The following is a 17,625-nucleotide window of genomic DNA, read 5'->3' as shown; positions in this document are numbered from 1 at the left end:
CCCGTGGGCCTTCAGGCCGGTGCCGGCTGGCCGTAGCGGGAGCGGAGGCGGGCCTTGGCGGCGTCCGGCGCCCCGAGGCGCTCCAGCCCGTTGAGCGCGGCCCCCACGATGGGCGGCACCTCCGCCACCACCGGCTCCGCCATCGGAGCCCGCATCGCGAACCCCGCCTCCAGCAGCGGCGTCAGCAGCGGGTCGCGGGCCGTCAGCAGCCCGCCGCCGAGCACCACCTCGGCGGGCCGGTCAAGCAGGCCGAGCCGGCGCAGGCACACCTCGGCCATGGTGACGACCTCCTCGGCCAGCCGCTCCACGAGCGCGACCGCCACCGCGTCCCCGGCGGACGCCGCCGCGAACACGCCGGGCGCGAGCTCGTGCAGCCGGTCCTCGTCCACCTGGCCGAAGTGCACGGCCAGCACCAGTTCCTGGACGGTGGAGGTGCCGAAGTGGGACGTGATCAGCGAGGTGAGCGCCGTGGGCACGCCCCGCCCGTCCTCGGCGCGCACGGCGTGCCACAGCGCCTCCTCGCCGATCCCCTGGCCGCCGCCCCAGTCGCCGCTCAGCCTGCCGAGCGCGGGGAAACGGGCCATGTCGCCGGTGGGGGAGACGCCGACGGCGTTGATGCCGGCGCCGCACACGACGGCCACCCCCCACGGGGCGGACGCGCCGGCCCGCAGCAGCGCGAACGTGTCGTTGCGCACCAGCACGTCGCGGCCGAGCCCCCTGGCGGCCAGTTCGGCCGCCAGCGCCTCCTCCTCGACCGGCAGGTCCGCCCCCGCCAGGTACGCGGCCACGAGGTCCACGCCGGAGGCGGCAGGCGGGGTGGGGGCGGCGGCCAGGGCCAGGCGGAGGGCGTCCTCGACGACGTCCACGGCGGCGGGCACGCCTGAGCTTTGCGGCGTGAACGGCCCTGACCGGCCCGAGGCGAGCACCTCGCCCTCCTCGGTCACCAGGGCGACGTCGGTCTTGCTGTTGCCGCCGTCGACGGCCAGGACCAGCCTGGGGCGCGACACTAGCCCACCGTCCACGGCAGGAAGCCGCGGTTGGCCTCCAGCAGCAGCCCGGTCAGCTCCTCGGTGACCGCGTCCTGGCCGACCAGCGGGTGGGCGAGCAGCGCGTCGCGCACCCGGTCGGCGCCGCCGTGCAGCGCGGCCCGCAGCGCCAGCTCCTCGTACGCCGACACGTGCGCGATGAGCCCGCGGAACAGCGGCTCGACGGGCGCGACCGGCAGCGGCGCGGCGCCGGAGGCGGTGATGGCGGCGGGCACCTCGATGACGGCGTCGTCGTCGAGGAACGGCAGGGTGCCGCCGTTGCGCACGTTGACCACCTGGGTGTCGCCCCGGTCGCCGAGGAGCGACGAGATCAGCGCCACGGCCGCCTCCGAGTAGAACGCGCCGCCCCGCTGCGACAGCAGGTCGGGCTTGGTCACCACGGCCGGGTCGGCGTACAGGCGCAGCAGTTCCTCCTCCATCGCGGCCACCTCGGCGGCCCGCGACGGCTTCTCCAGCTGCTCCCGCACGACGGCGTCGTGGGCGTAGTAGTAGCGCAGGTAGTACGACGGGATCACGCCCAGCCTGCGCAGCAGCTCCACGCGCAGCCCCAGCGCCGCGGCGATCTCGTCGCCGTGCTCGGAGGCCAGCGCGGCGGGCAGCACGTCCTCGCCGTCGAGGTAGACGGCGCGCTCCCAGGTGAGGTGGTTGAGCCCGACGTGGCCGAGCGTGACGCGCGACGGCTCGACGCCGAGGGCGGCGGCGAAGCGCCGCTGGAAGCCGATGGCGACGTTGCACAGGCCGATGGCGCGGTGGCCGGCGTCGAGCAGCGCCCGGGTCACGATGCCGACGGGGTTGGTGAAGTCGACGATCCAGGCCTCGGGGGCGGCGCGGCGCACCGTCTCGGCGATGTCGAGCACGAGCGGCACGGTGCGCAGGGCCTTGGCCAGGCCGCCCGCCCCGGTGGTCTCCTGGCCGACGCAGCCGCAGCGCAGTGGCAGCGTCTCGTCCACGTCCCTGGCCGCCTGGCCGCCGACGCGGAGCTGGATGAGCACGGCGGAGGCGCCCGCCACGCCTTCCTCCAGGGAGGCGGTGGCCACGACCTTCGCCGGGTGCCCCGCGTGCTCCAGCATGCGGCGCGACACGCCGGCGACCAGGTCGAGCCTGGACGGGTTCGGATCGATGAGGGCGACCTCGGTGACGGGCAGCTCGTCGCGCAGCCGCGCGAACCCGTCGATCAGCTCCGGGGTGTACGTGGAGCCGCCCCCGACCACGGCGAGTTTCAACCTTTCACTCCTGTCAAAGTCACGCCCTCGATGAAGACCTTCTGGGCGAAGAAGAACACGATGATCACCGGGGCGGTCACCAGGAGGGTGGCGGCCATGGTGAGGTTCCACTGGACGCTGTGGAACGCCTTGAACGTGGCCAGGCCGAGGGACAGCGTCCAGCCCTCCTGGGCCACGCCCGCGTACAGCAGCGGGCCGTAGTAGTCGTTCCAGCAGTAGAAGAACTGGAACAGGGCGACGGCGGCGATGGCCGGGCGGGCCATCGGCACGATCACCTTCAGCAGCGTCCTGAGGTCGGAGCAGCCGTCCACGCGCGCCGCGTCGACGTACTCGCGCGGGATCGTGATGAGGAACTGGCGCAGCAGGAAGATCGAGAACGCGTCGCCGAACAGCATCGGCAGGATGAGCGGCCACAGGCTGTCGGTCAGCCCGAGCCGCGCCCACACCAGGTACATCGGCACGGCCACGACCTGCGGCGGCAGCATCATCGCGGTGATCACCAGCAGGAACGCCAGCCGCCTGCCGCGGAAGCGGAAGCGCGCCAGCGCGTACGCCACGGGCACCGACGACAGGATGGTGAGGAGGGTGCCGAGGGCGGCGTACAGCAGGGTGTTGGCCGTCCAGCGCAGCAGCTCGGACTTGGCGAACACGTCGGCGTAGTTGCCCCAGTTCCAGCTGCGCGGCCACAGGTCGCTGGTGAGGGCCTGCTCGTCGCTCATGAGCGAGGTGAGCACCAGGAACGCCACGGGCGCGAGGAACATCAGCGCCAGCGCGATCGCGAGGGCGTGCGTGGCGATCCAGAGCAGCGCGCGCCGTCTGCGGGTGCGCGCGGCGGCGCGTCCGGCCCTGGGCGCGACCGCGCGCGGCGGGGCGGTGACGGCGGCCGTCATGAGTCCTCCTCGGCGCGGCGGAACTGCCGCAGCAGGATCAGCGTGAAGATCATCGACGCGGCGAACAGCAGCAGCGCGAGCACGCACGCGTACCCCATCGCGTAGTCGCGGAAGCCCGCCTGGAACAGCCACTGCGGCAGGGTGAGCAGCGACTCGTCCGGGTAGCCGGGCGCGAACGCGGTGCCGGCGGAGTCGGTCGCGCCCGACGCCACCCGGGAGGCGATCATGGCCTGCGAGAAGTACTGCAGCGCCGAGATCACGGACGTCACCAGCGAGAACATCAGCACCGGGGCGATCGTGGGCAGCGTGATGCTGCGGAACTGCCGCCAGGGGCCGGCGCCGTCGATGGCGGCCGCCTCGTACAGGTGCCTGGGGACGTCCAGCAGGGCCGCCATGAAGATCACCATGGCCTGGCCGCAGCCCCACATGCCGAGCAGCGTGAGGCTGGGCTTGGACCACGCGGGGTCGCCGAACCAGTCGGGGCCGGTGATGCCGAACAGGGCGAGGAACTGGTTCCACGGCCCGTTCGCCGGGTTCATCAGGTAGACGAACATGATCGTGCCGGCGGTCACCGGCACCAGCGACGGCAGGTAGAAGACGGTGCGGAACAGCCCGGCGCCGGCCTTGACCCGCGTGACGAGCTGGGCGAGGGTCAGCGAGAACAGCACGGTCGCGGGCACCATCACCAGCACCAGCCACAGCGTGTTGCGCGCCGAGGTCGCCACCCGCGGGTCGTGCAGCAGGTAGCGGTAGTTGTCCAGGCCGACGAACTCCAGCGAGTACATGTCGTAGCGGTGGAAGGAGAAGTACACCGTGGACAGCAGCGGGTAGACGAAGAAGACCGCGACGCCGACGAGCCAGGGCGACAGCCACAGCAGCGCGCGCGGCCCCTCGCCGCGCCACCGGCGCGGCGGCGCGGCGTGGGTGAGCGAGGCCATCGGATCAGCCCCCGGACAGCTTCAGCTTGTCGTCGATCTGCTTGTCGACGCCCTTGAGCCCGGCGTCGAGGTCGGGGACGCCGCCCTTCTCCCACTTGCCGATGAAGGTGGAGAACGCCTCCTGGTTGAAGACGCTGTTCACGCTGGGCGGCAGCGTGGACGTCTTCGGGTGGGCGAAGATGTCCAGGAAGGTGGCGAAGTTGTCGTCCTTGGAGAGGGCGGGCGACTCCATGGCGGCCTTCGTCGTGGGCACGTTGCGCAGCGCGTTCGACAGGGTCACCAGCGAGTCGGTGTCGGTCGTCAGGTGCTTGACGAGCTCCCACGCCTGCTGGGGGTTCTTGGCGCCCTTCGGCACGCCGATGACGGTGCCCGCGGTGAAGCCGCTGCCGTACAGGTCGGGACGGTCGTCGGCCACCGGCAGGGGAGCGGTGCCGTAGTCCATCTTCTTGGCCTCGGGATCATTGGCGATCATGGCGTTGCGCCACTCGCCGTCGATGATCATGGCGACCTTGCCCTTGAAGAACGGGTGCTCCGCGCTCCACTCGTCGCCCAGGCTCTTGCGGAACTTCTCCAGCTTGTCGTAGCCGTACCAGTCGACGAGCTCCTTCTGCCAGCGCAGCAGCGTCTTCCACGCCGGGTCGGTGCCGATGGCGGAGGTGCCGTCGTCGTTGTACCACTTGGCGCCCACCATGGAGCCGAGGTGCGCGGCGCTGTTCTCGTAGTACTGGGAGGCGGGCACGAACCCGGCCACCTTGATGTCGCCGTTCGCGTCGCGCACGGTGAGCTTCTTGGCCAGCGCGGTGAGCTCCGACAGCGTCTTGGGCGGCTGCTCGCCCTTCATCAGCGCCTTGTTGTAGTAGATGCCGTAGGCGTCGGCGAGCAGCGGCAGCGTGCACTGCCTGCCCTCGAAGGCCGTGTAGGAACGTGCCACGGCGGGCAGCACCGACAGGTCGATGCCGTCCTGCTTGATCACCGGGGTGAGGTCCTGGAACGCTCCCGACCTGCACCACTGGGCGACGTTGTCGGTGGTGAACGAGACGGCGACGTCCGGCGGGTTGCCGCCGCGGATCGACTGGGTGATCTGGTCGTCCTGGACGCCCTTGCGGGCCTTGACGGTGATCTGCGGGTACTTCTTGCTGAAGGCGGCGATGGCCGTCTCGAACGCCTTGACCTCGGCGTCGGTGGAGAACCCGTGCCACAGTTCGATGGTGGCGGCCGGGAGCGCCTGCGAGGCGGAGCCGGACGGTCTCGGCTGGGAGCCGAGCGAGGGTCCCGCCTCTCTGTTCGCGGTGCAGGCGGTCAGCGCGAGGGCCGCGAGGCCCGCGACCGCCAAGGGGACGAAGCGCACGGGGGGTGCCTCCTGCCTGGCGTGGGGATCATGAGGGTCGGAGGATCATGAGGGAACGGTGGAGCCGAAGACCTCGTCACGCACGGTGGCCAGCGCGAGGTCGAGCGCGCCCGCGAGCACGGGGTTGCCCTCCACGCTCGACAGGCGCACCCTGGGGCTCGGCACCGTCAGCGCGTGCAGCTCGTGCTCGACCAGCTCGCGCAGGGTCTCGCCGCCCGGCAGCACGACGCCGCCGGTCAGCACGATGAGCCCGGGATCGACGACGGCGGTGATGGCGGCCAGGCCGACCGCCAGGCGGGCCGCGACGTCGCGCAGCCCGGCCCTGGCGTCGTCGGCCCGCTTGCCCCGCCCTTCCGCCGCGCGTACCGCGTTGGCGACGGCCTGGCGGAAGTCGCCGCCGCGCACGCCGTACGAGCGCAGCAGCTTGAGCACGGCCGCGCCGCCGGTGAGCGCCGTGTAGCCGTGGTTGGCGAGCCTGCCCGCCTCGCGGGCGGTGGGCGCGCCGGGGGTTGGCATGTAGCCGACCTCGCCCGCGCCGCCGGTGGCGCCGCGGTGCATGCGCCCGCCGAGGACGAGGGCCGAGCCGATGCCCTCGTCGGCCCACAGCAGCACGAAGTCGGGGTTGCCGTGCGCGGCGCCGTGCGCCTGCTCGGCCATCGCCACCAGGTTGACGTTGTTCTCCACGTCCACGGGCACGCCGAGGCCGCGGCTGAGGGTCGGGACGAGGTCGGGGATGTGCCAGCCCGGCATGTCCTTGGCGGTGGCGTAGCCGAGCCTGCCGGTGGTCGGGTCGACGGCGGCCTGCACGCCGATGACGACCCGCCGCAGCGGGCCGGGCGGCCGGGTGCCGTCCAGGGCCGCGGCCAGCCGCTCCACCAGGTCGCCCTGCGGGCGGCGCGGCGTCGCCAGCGTGTACGACCCCACGACGGTGCCGGTGAGGTCGGCCACCCTGGCCTCGATCCTGCCGGGAGTGACGTCGAGCGCGCCGGCGTAGGCCGCCGCCGGGTTGATGCGGTAGACCTCGGCCGTACGGCCGGGCAGGCCCTCCCTGACCCCGTCGAGCACGACGAGGCCGGCCTCCTGCAGGCGGGCGAGCAGCTGTGAGGCGGTGGGCTTGGACAGGCCGGTGAGCTGGCCGATCTCGGGTCTCGTCAGCGGCCCGCGCTCCAGGAGGGCCTGCAGGGCGGCGCGGTCGTTGATCGCGCGCAGCAGGCTGGGTGTCCCAGGGACAGGACCGCTCACGTCGGCTCCTTCACATCTCGTTAGGAAACTTTCCTAACTCACGATGAACTTAAGGAGTCGCGATGGCGGCGGTCAAGGAGCGAAACCAAGACGTGACCGAAGGCGGGAGAGGAGAGGATGGGAGTGAGTGCCTCGACGGGCATGCTAATGTCGTCATTTGTTGTAACAACAAGCAGAATGGCCCGGAGTGTCCCATTAACCACATTAATGGTCAGGCGGCAATGCGTCAAACCGAGCTCGCGAAGGAGCAGGAGTACGTCACCCGCCTCTACGACCGCCTCGACACGCTGCGCGAGCGGACCCAGCGCCAGCTGAAGGAGGTGCTGGCCACCGGAGCCGTCGGCACGATGCAGAACAGGTCCGAGCGCGACACCTTCGCCGACATGTACGCCTCCAGGCTCGCCCGGCTGTGGGCCGTCGAGCGCGGCCTGGCCTTCGGCCGCCTCGACCACGTCGAGGAGGGCAGGCTCTACATCGGCAAGCTCGGGCTCACCGACGACGAGCAGCGCCGCCTGCTCATCGACTGGCGGGCCCCGGTCGCCCAGCCTTTCTACCGCGCCACGCCCGCCGCCCCCATGGGCGTCACCAGGCGCCGCCACCTGCAGACCAGGGGCCGCCTCGTCGTCGGCGTGGACGACGACCTGCTCGACCTCGACGCGCTCACCGACGACGACCGCGCCACGCTCAACGGCGAGGCCGCCCTGCTCGCCGCGCTCGACGAGCGGCGCACCGGCCGCATGCGCGACATCGTCGCCACCATCCAGGCCGAGCAGGACCGCGTCATCCGCGCCGACCTGAACGGCGTCCTCGTCGTCCAGGGCGGCCCCGGCACCGGCAAGACCGTCGTCGCCCTGCACCGCGCCGCCTACCTCCTCTACACGCACAGGGAGCGGCTGGAGCGGCGCGGCGTGCTCGTCCTCGGCCCCAACCTCACCTTCCTGCGCTACATCGAGCAGGTCCTGCCCTCGCTCGGCGAGACCGACGTGCTGCTGTCCACCGTCGGCGAGCTCTACCCCGGCGTCACCGCCACCGCCAGGGAGCGGCCCGAGGTGGCCGCGATCAAGGGCGACCCGCGCATGACCGAGGTGATCGCGCGCGCCGTGCGCGACCGGCAGAAGGTGCCGCGCAAGCCCATCGAGCTGCGCCTCGGCCGCGTCACCCTCACCCTCGACAGGTCCATGCTGGAGGCCGCGAGGAACAAGGCCACCCGCTCGCGCCGCCCCCACAACCAGGCCCGCGCCGTGTTCGTCAGGTCGCTGCTCAACGCCCTCGCCAGGCAGCAGGCCAAGAAGATCGGCAAGGGCCTCATCGACGACGACGAACTGGCCGACCTGCGCGAGGAGCTGCGGACCGAGCCCGTGGTCAAGGCCGCGCTGAACAGGCTGTGGCCGTACCTGACGCCGCAGCGGCTCCTCCTCGGCCTGTACGGCTCGCCCGAGCGCCTCGGCCACGCCGCCGCCGCCCTCAGCCCCGAGGAGCGGGCGCTGCTGCGCAGGGACGGCGGCGAGTGGACCGAGTCGGACGTCCCGCTCCTCGACGAGGCCGCCGAACTGCTCGGCGACATCGACGAGCAGGTGCTGCGCGCCACCGCCCTGCAGGCCGAGGAGGAGCTGGCCGCCGCCAGGCGGGCCGAGGAGCACGAGCGCGAGGCCGAGCTGGCCTACGCCCGCGAGGTGCTGGAGCTGACCGGCCTGTCCGACGTGATGGAGGCGGAACGGCTCGCCGAGCGCCAGCGCGGCGAGGGCCCGTACCTCACCACCGCCGAGCGCGCCGCCGCCGACCGCACCTGGGCCTACGGCCACGTCATCGTGGACGAGGCGCAGGAGCTGTCGCCCATGGCCTGGCGGGCCGTCATGCGGCGCTGCCCCACCCGGTCCATGACCATCGTGGGCGACATCGCCCAGACCGGCTCCACCGCGGGCGCGCGGTCCTGGGCCGAGGTGCTCGACCCGTACGTGGCCGGGCGCTGGCGGCAGGAGCGGCTCACCGTGAACTACCGCACACCGGTCGAGCTGATGGCCGTCGCCTCCCGCGTCCTGGCCGCGATCGACCCCTCGCTGAGCGCGCCCACGTCGGTGCGCGAGAGCGGGGCCGAGCCGTGGACGGCGCCGCTGGCCGCGCTGCCCCAGCTCGTCAAGGCCGAGGTGGGCGAGGGCGGCAAGGTCGCGGTCGTGGCGCCCGACGCGCTGCTCGCCCGCGTCGGCGCCGACGTCGCCGCCGCCGTCGAGGGGGCCGCCGTGGTCGCGCCGGGGGCGGGGCGCGCTGCCGGCGCCGCCGCGCTCGACGCGCCGGTCGCCGTCATGACCGTCGCCGACGCCAAGGGGCTGGAGTTCGACTCCGTGATCGTGGCCGAGCCCGAGCTCATCGCGGCCCAGTCGCCGCGCGGCATGAGCGACCTGTACGTGGCGCTCACCCGTGCCACGCGGCGCCTCGGCATCGTGTGCGGGAAACCCCTGTCCGGCGTGCTCGGGGAGGCGTTGCGGGACGTCCCGCAACGCCCCTAGCCTGGGGCTTCGACCCGCTTTGCCACGGCCGGCCGGATGAGTCCCACCTGCGGAAACTTGGTGTTCCCGCTGATCGGGACACGGTTGACATCTGAGGTGGAGTCGGTAGTTTGCTGCGCAGTCCAGCACGGGACTTGGCCGGTTGGCCGTCTCTGACATCGTCGGATCCTGCGTCCGTGACGGAGCGTGACTTCGTCCACACAGCCAGGTGCAGGGCCGTCGGTCCGTCGAGTCGGGGCACCCCAACCGGGCGGGGGGTTGGACCCGGGGCGGGCCCGGGAGCCCAGTAGACAACGGAATTCCGCGCTCGCCGCCGACGAGACGGGTCCGGTCCGAAGGGTTTCCGGGCCCTCTTCCCGTTCCCGTGCACCGGACGGCCATGCGCCGGGTGGTCCCGTCGGCCACGGGATCACCCCGCCGTGGCTTCCTCGTCCACACACGCCGCGCCGCGCGGACGTGGAAGGGGCCGCCAGGCGGTAGCGTTTCCGCAAGCAGGCGCGCACATGGCGAGGAGACCCCGGAGTGGTTCAGGAGCGAACGGACCCGTCGGCCGCCGCCGAGGGCGGGCAGGAGCCCGCCGCCGCGTCCGTCAGCGGGCCCGGCGGCGAGGGGCGACGGCTGACCGCCGCGCGGGTGGCCGCGGGCGCCGCCGGCGGCCTGCTGCTCTACACGGCCTTCCCCCCGCTCGACTGGTGGCTGTGCGCCCCGGCCGGCATCGCCCTGATCGCCGCCTCCCTGTACGGCTCCAGGCCGCGCCGCGCCGCCTGGATCGGCTACCTGGCCGCGGCCGTGTTCCTGTTCCCGACGCTGGCGTGGGTCCGCCCGATCGGCGACGACGCCTGGCTCATGCTCGTCGCCCTGGAGAGCTTCTTCTACGCCGCCATGGCCGCCGCCGCGGCCCTGGTGTTCCGGCTGCGCCTCTGGCCCCTGTGGTTCGCCTGCCTGTGGGTGGCGATGGAGTGGCTGCGCAGCGCGGTGCCGTTCGGCGGCTTCCCGTGGGCGAGGGTGGCCTTCAGCCAGGGCGAGTCCCTGTTCACCTCGTACGCGGCGCTGGGGGGCGCCCCGCTGGTGTCCTTCGCCGTGACGCTGTGCGGCGCCCTGCTGGCCCGCGCGGCCCTCCAGCGGCCCTCCAGGGCGCCGCTGCGGGCCGTCCCCGCGGCGCTGGCCGTCGCGGTGCCGCTGCTGGCCCTGGCGGTGCCCAGGCCCGGCGACGAGGGCCGCACGGTCAACGTCGGCATCGTCCAGGGCAACGTCCCGGGGCGCGGCATGCACGTCATGGGCGACGAGCCGGCCGTCGTGCTGAGGAACCACGCCGACGAGACCAAGCGGCTGGCCCAGGCGGTGCGCGAGGGCAGGCTGCCCAAGCCCGACATCGTGGTGCTGCCGGAGAACTCCACCGACATCGACCCCTACCGCGACCCGTCCGCCAACGCGATCATCTCCGACTCGGTCCGCGACGTGGGCGTGCCGACCCTGGTCGGGGCGGTCGTGTCGATCGGCGACACGCAGCGCGCCACGCGCAGCCTGGTGTGGGACCCCGCCACCGGGCCGGGCGCGTACTACGACAAGCAGCACCTGGTGCCGTTCGGCGAGTACACGCCGATGAAGGACATCGTGCTGGCGCTGTCGGAGCGGGCCAACCTGGTGGGCAGGCAGTCGGTGGCGGGCGACCGCCCCGGCGACCTGAAGATGGGCCCCGTCACCGTCGGCGCGGTCAACTGCTACGAGGTCGCCTACGACGGCACGGTGCGCGGCACGGTCAGGGCCGGGGGCACGCCGCTGGTCGTGCAGACCAACAACGCCACGTACGCGCTGTCGAACCTGCCGCCCCAGCAGCTGGCCATGTCGAAGCTGCGCGCCGTCGAGCACAACCGGGCCGTCGTGACCTCGGCGACCACCGGAATCTCCGCATACGTCACGCCTGACGGTAAAGTCGCCTGGCGAACCCGCGAACTGGTCGCGGACATGACCGTGGTCCAGGTTCCGGTACGCACTCGGGAGACGGTCGCCACGAGGGTCGGCGCCGCCCCCGAGTGGGCATTGATGGTAATGGGAGCGGCGGCCGTCGGAGCCGCCGCATGGCGTGGCAGGCGGCGAGGCGACCGGATGGGGACAGACTGACCATGGACACTCTCGGCCGGGTGCTCATCATCGTCCCGACCTACAACGAGCGCGAGAACCTGCCCGCGATCGCCGAGCGCGTCCGGGCGGCCCTGCCGGAGGCACACCTGCTCGTGGCCGACGACAACAGCCCCGACGGCACCGGCGAGATCGCCGACGCGCTGGCGGCGGCCGACGACCACGTCCACGTCCTGCACCGCCCCGGCAAACAGGGGCTCGGCGCCGCCTACATCGCCGGGTTCCGGTGGGGGCTGGACGAAGGCTACGACGTCCTCGTCGAGATGGACGCCGACGGCTCCCACCAGCCGGAGGAGCTGCCGCGCCTGCTGGAGGCGCTGGCCGAGGGGGCCGACCTGGCGATCGGCTCGCGCTACGTGCCAGGCGGCCAGGTGCTCAACTGGCCGCACCGGCGCGAGCTCCTGTCGAGGGGCGCCAACATCTACACCCGCGTCATGCTGGGCCTGCCGGTGCGCGACGCCACCGCCGGGTTCCGCGCCTACCGGGCCGCCACCCTGGAGAAGGTGGGCCTGGCCGACGTCGAGTCGCAGGGCTACTGCTTCCAGGTCGACCTCACGCTGCGGGCCGCCAGGCACGGGCTGCGCGTGGTCGAGGTGCCGATCACGTTCGTCGAGCGCACCGTCGGCAAGAGCAAGATGAGCGGCAAGGTGATGTCCGAGGCGCTGTGGCGCATCAGCCTGTGGGGCGTCACGGGCCTGCCCAGGCGGGTGCGCGGCCACCGCGACTGACGGCCTCCACGCGGAACGAGCCGTGCCCACCGGGTCTCCCGGTGGGCACGGCTCGTTCCCGGCGAGAGGTCAGGCCATCTCGGCGAAGTCCGTCTCGGTGGTGCCGATCGTCTGCGCGACCGACGGCCGGGTGGTGCGGACGTAGCCGTACCAGCCGAGCGCCACGGCGAAGGTGACGAGGAAGGCGAGCACCACGAAGTTCAGCGGCCAGGCCGGCCACGGCACGACGTTGACGTAGAAGACGTACACCATGCCGATGGCGGAGACGATCGCGCACGGCCAGATGAACGGGACCCGGACGCCCTCGCGGCGCAGGAAGATCGGCGCGGCGAGCGCGACGACGGCGTAGGCCACCATGTAGCCGTACGTGCCGTAGGTGTCGACGTTGACGACGATCTCCATGCCGTCCACGCCGAGCGCGAACAGCAGGGCGGTCAGCGCGACGGCGAGCGGCGCGACCGCGAGGATCGCCCGGTGCGGCGTCTGCTGGGTGCGGTGGGTGTGGCCGAGCGAGCCGGGCAGCACGCCCTCCTTGCCCATGACGAAGACGATGCGGCCGATCACGTTGATCGGGGCCACGACGACGGCGAAGAACGACGCCGTGACGCCGAGGCTGAGCACCGGGCGGAACCAGCCCGGCATGCCGACGGCCACCGCGAGCTCGTCCAGCGGGTTGCCGCTCGTGCCCAGGTCGCCCAGCGCGCGGTAGCCCGCGACCTGGGTGTAGGAGGCGAAGATGTACAGCAGGCCGACGCCGGCGGCGCTCCACATGATGGCCCGGGGGATCGCCTTGAAGGGGTTGCGCGCCTCGCGGCCGAGCGCGTCGGAGCTGGAGAAGCCGACGAACCCGAGGATCGCCAGCACCATGCCGACGGCGATGCCGTGCGGGGTGGCGCCCTCGAGGGTGAGCTGGCTGCTGTCGAAGATCGGGCCCTTCCCGGCGAACAGCACGATGACCAGCATCACCGTGATGATCGTGATGGAGATGACCTCCAGGATGAGCGAGATGCGCGCCGACATCCTGATGCCCCACACGGTGAACAGCGTGGCCAGGCCGCCGATCACCACCGCGAGCACGACGTTCCACACGGTGTTGTGGATGGTCAGCCCGATCCCGGCCAGGAAGGCGTTGAAGTGGTAGACGGCTCCGGCCAGGGAGCCGGACGCGATGCCGAAACAGCCGATGATCAGGGTGACGCCGGTGACGTACGCGCCGAGCGGGCCGAACCCCTGGGCGGCGTAGTTGTACAGCGAGCCGGCCGAGGCGCGGCGCTTGGCGAACTGGGAGATGCAGTAGCCGACGGCGAGGATGACCACGGTGGCGAGGGTGAATGACAGCCAGGACGCGTTGCCGGCGCTGGCGAAGATCCCGGCGACGGAGAACGCGATGACGGCGCTCGGGGCGATGTTGGCGATGGCCTGGGCGACGACCTCGCCGCCGGACATCGCCCCGTGCCGCAATCCGTGCCCGTGCTGCCGTTGGGGGGCGGTGGTCTGTGTCATGGCGGGGTTTCCTTGTCCGAACAGGGGCCTCGGCGGTGCGGGCCGGAGGCGGGGACGGTCGGCGGGCCCGGATCCCGGCAGGGCCGAGGATCCGGGCGGGGGCGCGCGACGGGGGTTCGGCCGTCGGACGCGTGGAGGGTGGGCGGCCCGGGTCAGGGGACGAGCAGGGTGCGCAGCGCCTCGCCGCTGGCCAGGTCGTCCAGGGCGTGCCCGGCCTCGTCGAGGGTGGTGCGCCTGCTGACGAGCTGGTCGAGCTGCAGGTGGCCGTCCATGTAGCGGTCGACCAGCGCCGGGATGTCGATGGCCGGGCGGACGCTGCCGTAGTTGGACCCGAGGATCCGCTGGTCGGCCTCGGCCAGGACGAGCGGGTCGAACCGGGCGAGGGTGCCCTTCGGCGGCAGGCCCACGGCCACCGCCGCGCCGCCCAGGCCGAGCATCTGGATGGCCGCCTCCAGCGTGGCCTGGTGGCCGACCGCGTCGAAGGCGTAGTCGACGCCGTCGGGCAGCAGGTCGCGCAGCGCCTCGGGGGCGGTGGCGTCGGCGCCGGAGAGCTGGTCGGTGGCGCCGAGCGTCATCGCGAGCGCCGTCTTCTCGGCGCGGGTGTCGATCGCGACGATCCGCTCGGCCCCGGCCAGCTTGGCGCCCTGGACGACGGACAGCCCGACCCCGCCGCAGCCGATGACCGCGACCGTGCTGCCGGGCAGGACGGCGGCCGTGTTGGTCACCGCGCCGACGCCGGTGGCGACCGCGCAGCCGACCAGGGCCACGGTGTCCAGCGGGGCGTCCTCGCGGATCTTGACGGCCCCGGACGCGGGCACCACGGCCTCCTCGGCGAAGGACGAGACGCCGAGGTAGTGGTAGACGGTCTCACCGTTCCTGCTGAGCCTGCTGCTGCCGTCCTGCAGGACGCCGCCGGGCGCGACCACGGTCGCGGCGAGCTGGCAGCGGGCCTCGTGCCCGGCCCGGCAGTACCGGCACCGGCCGCACGGCGCGACCCAGGACAGGACGACGTGGTCGCCCTCGGCGAGGCTCGTCACCCCGGGGCCGAGCTCGGTGACCACGCCGGAGCCCTCGTGGCCCATCACCAGGGGGAGCGGGACGTCCCATTCGCCGCGGCGTACGTGGAGGTCCGACCCGCACACCCCGGCGGCGGCGATCCGGACGCGGACCTCGCCGGGACCCGGAGGGGCGAGGTCCACCTGCTCGACCCGGACGGGCCGGTCGGCGGATTCGAAGACCGCGGCGCGCATACTGCTCCCTTCCTCGGCCCGGGAACAGCGTCGCCGTCACCCGGTGTTACTGGAACAGGGTTCAGGTTATGGAGGCGCAGGTCACCGCGGAACCTGACCGAATGTCCATTCACCTGCGATCGGAGTGCCGATCCGATACTTCGCGCCGCGAGCGGGGCCGTGACACGGTGACCCTGCGTCAGATCGCCGGCGAGAGCGGCTCCGGACGCCACGGGCACGCGGGCCGAGAGAGGAGATGCCGGATGCTGGAGACGGCGGGCGACGTCGCGCAGCGGTTCCGGCTGCGCGTGCCCACCGGGACGACCGGCCTGGACCGTCCCATCCGCTGGACGCACATCTCCGAGCTGGCCGACCCGACCCCCTGGCTGCGCGGCGGTGAGATGCTTCTCACACTCGGCCTGGAGCTGGACGACCCCGACGAGCTGGCGGCGTACGCCGAGCGGCTCGCCCGGGCGGGCATCGCCGCGCTCGGCTTCGGCATCGGGGTGCGCCACCCGGCCGTCCCCCCGGCGCTGGTCGCCGGAGCGGGCGCGCACGGCCTGGCCGTGCTGGAGATCCCGCGCGGCGTGTCGTTCCAGGACATCACCTTCCACGTCAACGCCGACCTGCTGCACACGGGAGCCGCGGAGGCGCGGCTGATCGCCGAAGGCGTCTCCAGCATGACGATGGTGGCGCGCAGCGCCGGGACGCAGGGGATCGTCGCCACGCTCGCCGCGCGCATCGACAGCTGGGCCGTGCTGATGGACCGGCACGGCAACGTCCACGCGGCCGTGGGCGCCGCCAGGGTGCACATCGACGACGCCCGCGCCGCCGCGCTGGGCCAGCGCTCCCGCATCAGGCATCCCGGCCTGACCGTCTACGGCGTGGGCGACCCGGTCAGGCCCCGCGCCCACCTCGTGGTCGCGCCCCGCCCCGACCGGATCACGCTCACCCGGGAGCTGGCGCAGCACGCGGCGCTCCTGCTCGACCTCGCGCTCAACCCGCTGAGCGGCGGCGACACCTGGGGCCTGGCCAGGGCCGACGCGGTGGACGCGCTGATGTCGGGCGACCCCGCCCTCGTCTCCCGGGTGTCGGCCCGGTGGAACCTGCTCGCGGGGAACGTCGCCGTCGCGCTGCTGCGTTCGCGGTCGCGGGCGGTGCCGCTGGAGGACAACGCGCTGGAGTGGTGCGCCGACCTGGACCTGCCCCCGCTGGTCAGCTCGGAGTCGTCACTGGTCACCGTCCTGCTCCCCGAGGACGAGCTGGGCCGCTGGACCGCCCGGGTGGCCGAGGCGGTGGAGCGCGAAGGCGTGCCGGCCCGGTGCGGGATCGGCACCGCGCAGCCGCTGCCGTCCTGCCTGCTCAGCCGGCGGCAGGCCGAGCAGGCGCTCGCCGTGGCCGTGGCGGACGCCCGGCCCGTGGTCGAGTTCGCCGGGCTCCCGACCCAGCGGCTCATCCTGCAGCATCTCGACCCGGCCGCGCGCGGGGCGCTCACCACGCCGCTCCTGCCGCTGCTGGAGAACGACTCCACCCGCGTCCTGCTGCGCTCCCTGCGGGTCTTCCTGAGCGAGAACAGCAGCTGGGAGGCGGCGTCCTCGCAGCTCGGCATCCACCGGCACACGCTGCGCCAGCGGATGACGCGGGTGGAGGAGCTGACCGGCCTGTCCATGTCCGTCACCGAGGACCGCGTGATCGCCTGGCTCGCGCTCCAGGCGCTGCAACTGGGCGACGCGCCCTGACACGGGACGCGAACGCGTCGTCCGGGCGGAACGCCGGGCGCCCGCCGGACGTTGTCAGTTGCGTACGCGTGTGTGCGAAACGAGGAAACGATGCGGCTGCTGCTTTTCCTGGCCTTCCTGGTCGTCCCGGTCCTGGAGATCTGGCTGCTGATCCAGGTGGGCTCCGTGATCGGGGGCCCCACGACGGTCGCGCTGCTCATCGCCGACAGCCTGCTCGGCGCCTGGCTGGTGCGGCGTGAGGGCCGCAGGGCCTGGCGGGCGCTGCAGGAGGCGCTGGGATCGGGCCGGATGCCCGACCGCGAGCTGGCCGACGGCGGGCTGGTGCTGATCGGCGGCGCGCTGCTGCTGACCCCCGGCTTCTTCACCGACGTGTTCGGCTTCCTGTGCATCCTGCCGTTCACCAGGCCGCTGATGCGGCGGCTGGGGGCGTGGTTCTTCGACCGCCGGGTCAGGCGGATGGCGGCGGCCTCCCCGTACGCGAACCTGTTCCCGCCGGTCGCGGACGCGGGCGCCCCGTACGGCGCCGCGCAGGGCGGAAGCCGTGGTGGCAGGGTCGTGCACGGCGAGGTCATCCGCGAGGACCGCGAGCCCTGACCCTCGTCCGAGCAGCCCCGCCGGCCCCCGTCACAGCAGAACCCCCGGCCCGCCAGGGCCGGGGGTTCTCACCGTGAGAGGGTGTCAGGCGCTCTTGCGCCGCTGTGCGCGAAGCACCGCGAGCCTCTCGTTGAGCACCTCTTCCAGGTCTTCGATCGATCGCCGCTCCAGGAGCATGTCCCAGTGCGTCCGCGGGGCCTTGGTCTTCTTGGACTCCGGCTGCTCGCCGTCCACCCGGACCGCGTTCGCGCCGCACATGCGGCACTCCCACGTCGCGGGGATCTCGGCTTCGGCGGCAAGCGGGACCTCGAACCGATGGCCCTTCGGACAGGTGTAGGACACCTCCTGGCGCGGGGCCAGATCCGTGTTACGGTCGTTCTCGTAGCTGGTTGCCCCGAGCCGGGTGCCACGAAGCGCGCGCTCGCCCATGTCTCAATGCCTCCTACAGGGCCCCCATGCGTGGGGGGTCTGTCTCCCACGGTGTCTAACGCTTGGTACCGTG

The 17,625-nt window shown here is 72.9% G+C and carries 14 protein-coding genes; 5 read left to right on the top strand and 9 right to left on the bottom strand.

The window, feature by feature from the left end; translation table 11 throughout:
- Positions 1-11: 11 nt before the first annotated feature.
- Genes BMX74_RS16690 through BMX74_RS16665 form a run of 6 tightly spaced genes read right to left on the bottom strand, consistent with a single transcriptional unit; the run spans position 12 to position 6,687 of the window.
- Positions 12-1,007, bottom strand: a complete 996-nt coding sequence (locus BMX74_RS16690; protein ID WP_091101308.1) for an N-acetylglucosamine kinase — start codon at positions 1,005-1,007, stop codon at positions 12-14.
- Positions 1,007-2,269 (bottom strand): 6-phospho-beta-glucosidase, encoded by a 1,263-nt coding sequence (locus BMX74_RS16685; protein WP_091101307.1) that lies wholly within the window; start codon positions 2,267-2,269, stop codon positions 1,007-1,009. The genes BMX74_RS16690 and BMX74_RS16685 overlap by 1 nt, the downstream gene beginning before the upstream one ends.
- The gene (locus BMX74_RS16680) at positions 2,266-3,159 is read right to left on the bottom strand and encodes a carbohydrate ABC transporter permease (protein WP_055502473.1); all 894 of its coding nucleotides are present in this window, start codon (positions 3,157-3,159) and stop codon (positions 2,266-2,268) included. The genes BMX74_RS16685 and BMX74_RS16680 overlap by 4 nt, the downstream gene beginning before the upstream one ends.
- Positions 3,156-4,097 carry a carbohydrate ABC transporter permease gene (locus BMX74_RS16675; RefSeq protein WP_091101304.1) on the bottom strand — a complete coding sequence of 314 codons (942 nt, stop codon included), beginning with the start codon at positions 4,095-4,097 and terminating at the stop codon, positions 3,156-3,158. The genes BMX74_RS16680 and BMX74_RS16675 overlap by 4 nt, the downstream gene beginning before the upstream one ends.
- A 4-nt stretch (positions 4,098-4,101) precedes the next feature.
- Positions 4,102-5,445, bottom strand: coding sequence for an ABC transporter substrate-binding protein (locus tag BMX74_RS16670; RefSeq protein WP_055502471.1), 1,344 nt, complete (start codon positions 5,443-5,445; stop codon positions 4,102-4,104).
- 45 nt (positions 5,446-5,490) lie between these two features.
- Positions 5,491-6,687 (bottom strand): ROK family transcriptional regulator, encoded by a 1,197-nt coding sequence (locus BMX74_RS16665; RefSeq protein ID WP_055502470.1) that lies wholly within the window; start codon positions 6,685-6,687, stop codon positions 5,491-5,493.
- A gap of 221 nt (positions 6,688-6,908) precedes the next feature.
- On the opposite strand from BMX74_RS16665, the gene BMX74_RS16660 reads away from it, so the two are divergent.
- From BMX74_RS16660 to BMX74_RS16650, 3 genes are all read left to right on the top strand, one after another.
- Positions 6,909-9,191, top strand: coding sequence for a HelD family protein (locus BMX74_RS16660; RefSeq protein WP_256256985.1), 2,283 nt, complete (start codon positions 6,909-6,911; stop codon positions 9,189-9,191).
- Positions 9,192-9,713: 522 nt separating this feature from the next.
- Positions 9,714-11,312 (top strand): apolipoprotein N-acyltransferase, encoded by a 1,599-nt coding sequence (gene lnt / locus BMX74_RS16655; protein WP_177227370.1) that lies wholly within the window; start codon positions 9,714-9,716, stop codon positions 11,310-11,312.
- 2 nt (positions 11,313-11,314) lie between these two features.
- Positions 11,315-12,058, top strand: coding sequence for a polyprenol monophosphomannose synthase (locus BMX74_RS16650; protein WP_055502468.1), 744 nt, complete (start codon positions 11,315-11,317; stop codon positions 12,056-12,058).
- A 69-nt stretch (positions 12,059-12,127) separates the two neighbouring features.
- Here BMX74_RS16650 and BMX74_RS16645 read toward each other — a convergent pair whose 3' ends face one another.
- Together BMX74_RS16645 and BMX74_RS16640 are read right to left on the bottom strand one after the other, a co-directional pair.
- Positions 12,128-13,561, bottom strand: a complete 1,434-nt coding sequence (locus BMX74_RS16645; RefSeq protein ID WP_091101303.1) for an APC family permease — start codon at positions 13,559-13,561, stop codon at positions 12,128-12,130.
- 152 nt (positions 13,562-13,713) lie between these two features.
- Entirely contained in the window at positions 13,714-14,811 is a 1,098-nt protein-coding gene (locus BMX74_RS16640) for an alcohol dehydrogenase catalytic domain-containing protein (RefSeq protein WP_055502466.1), read from the bottom strand.
- Positions 14,812-15,053: 242 nt separating this feature from the next.
- Between BMX74_RS16640 and BMX74_RS16635 the strand changes: the two genes are divergently transcribed.
- On the top strand, positions 15,054-16,529 hold the full coding sequence (locus tag BMX74_RS16635) for a PucR family transcriptional regulator (RefSeq protein WP_177227368.1): 1,476 nt from the start codon (positions 15,054-15,056) through the stop codon (positions 16,527-16,529).
- A 90-nt stretch (positions 16,530-16,619) separates the two neighbouring features.
- Complete coding sequence (locus tag BMX74_RS16630) at positions 16,620-17,123, top strand: FxsA family protein (RefSeq protein ID WP_091101298.1); 504 nt, start codon at positions 16,620-16,622, stop codon at positions 17,121-17,123.
- Positions 17,124-17,207: 84 nt separating this feature from the next.
- Here the strand turns inward: BMX74_RS16630 and BMX74_RS16625 are convergent, their stop codons facing one another.
- Positions 17,208-17,552, bottom strand: coding sequence for an RNA polymerase-binding protein RbpA (locus tag BMX74_RS16625; protein WP_055502463.1), 345 nt, complete (start codon positions 17,550-17,552; stop codon positions 17,208-17,210).
- Positions 17,553-17,625: the final 73 nt, after the last annotated feature.

The organism is Nonomuraea pusilla, assembly GCF_900109355.1.
In the GTDB taxonomy this organism is placed as follows: domain Bacteria; phylum Actinomycetota; class Actinomycetes; order Streptosporangiales; family Streptosporangiaceae; genus Nonomuraea; species Nonomuraea pusilla.
The sequence above is the reverse complement of the archived record's forward strand: the minus strand, read 5'-3'. Positions and strand labels throughout refer to the sequence as shown.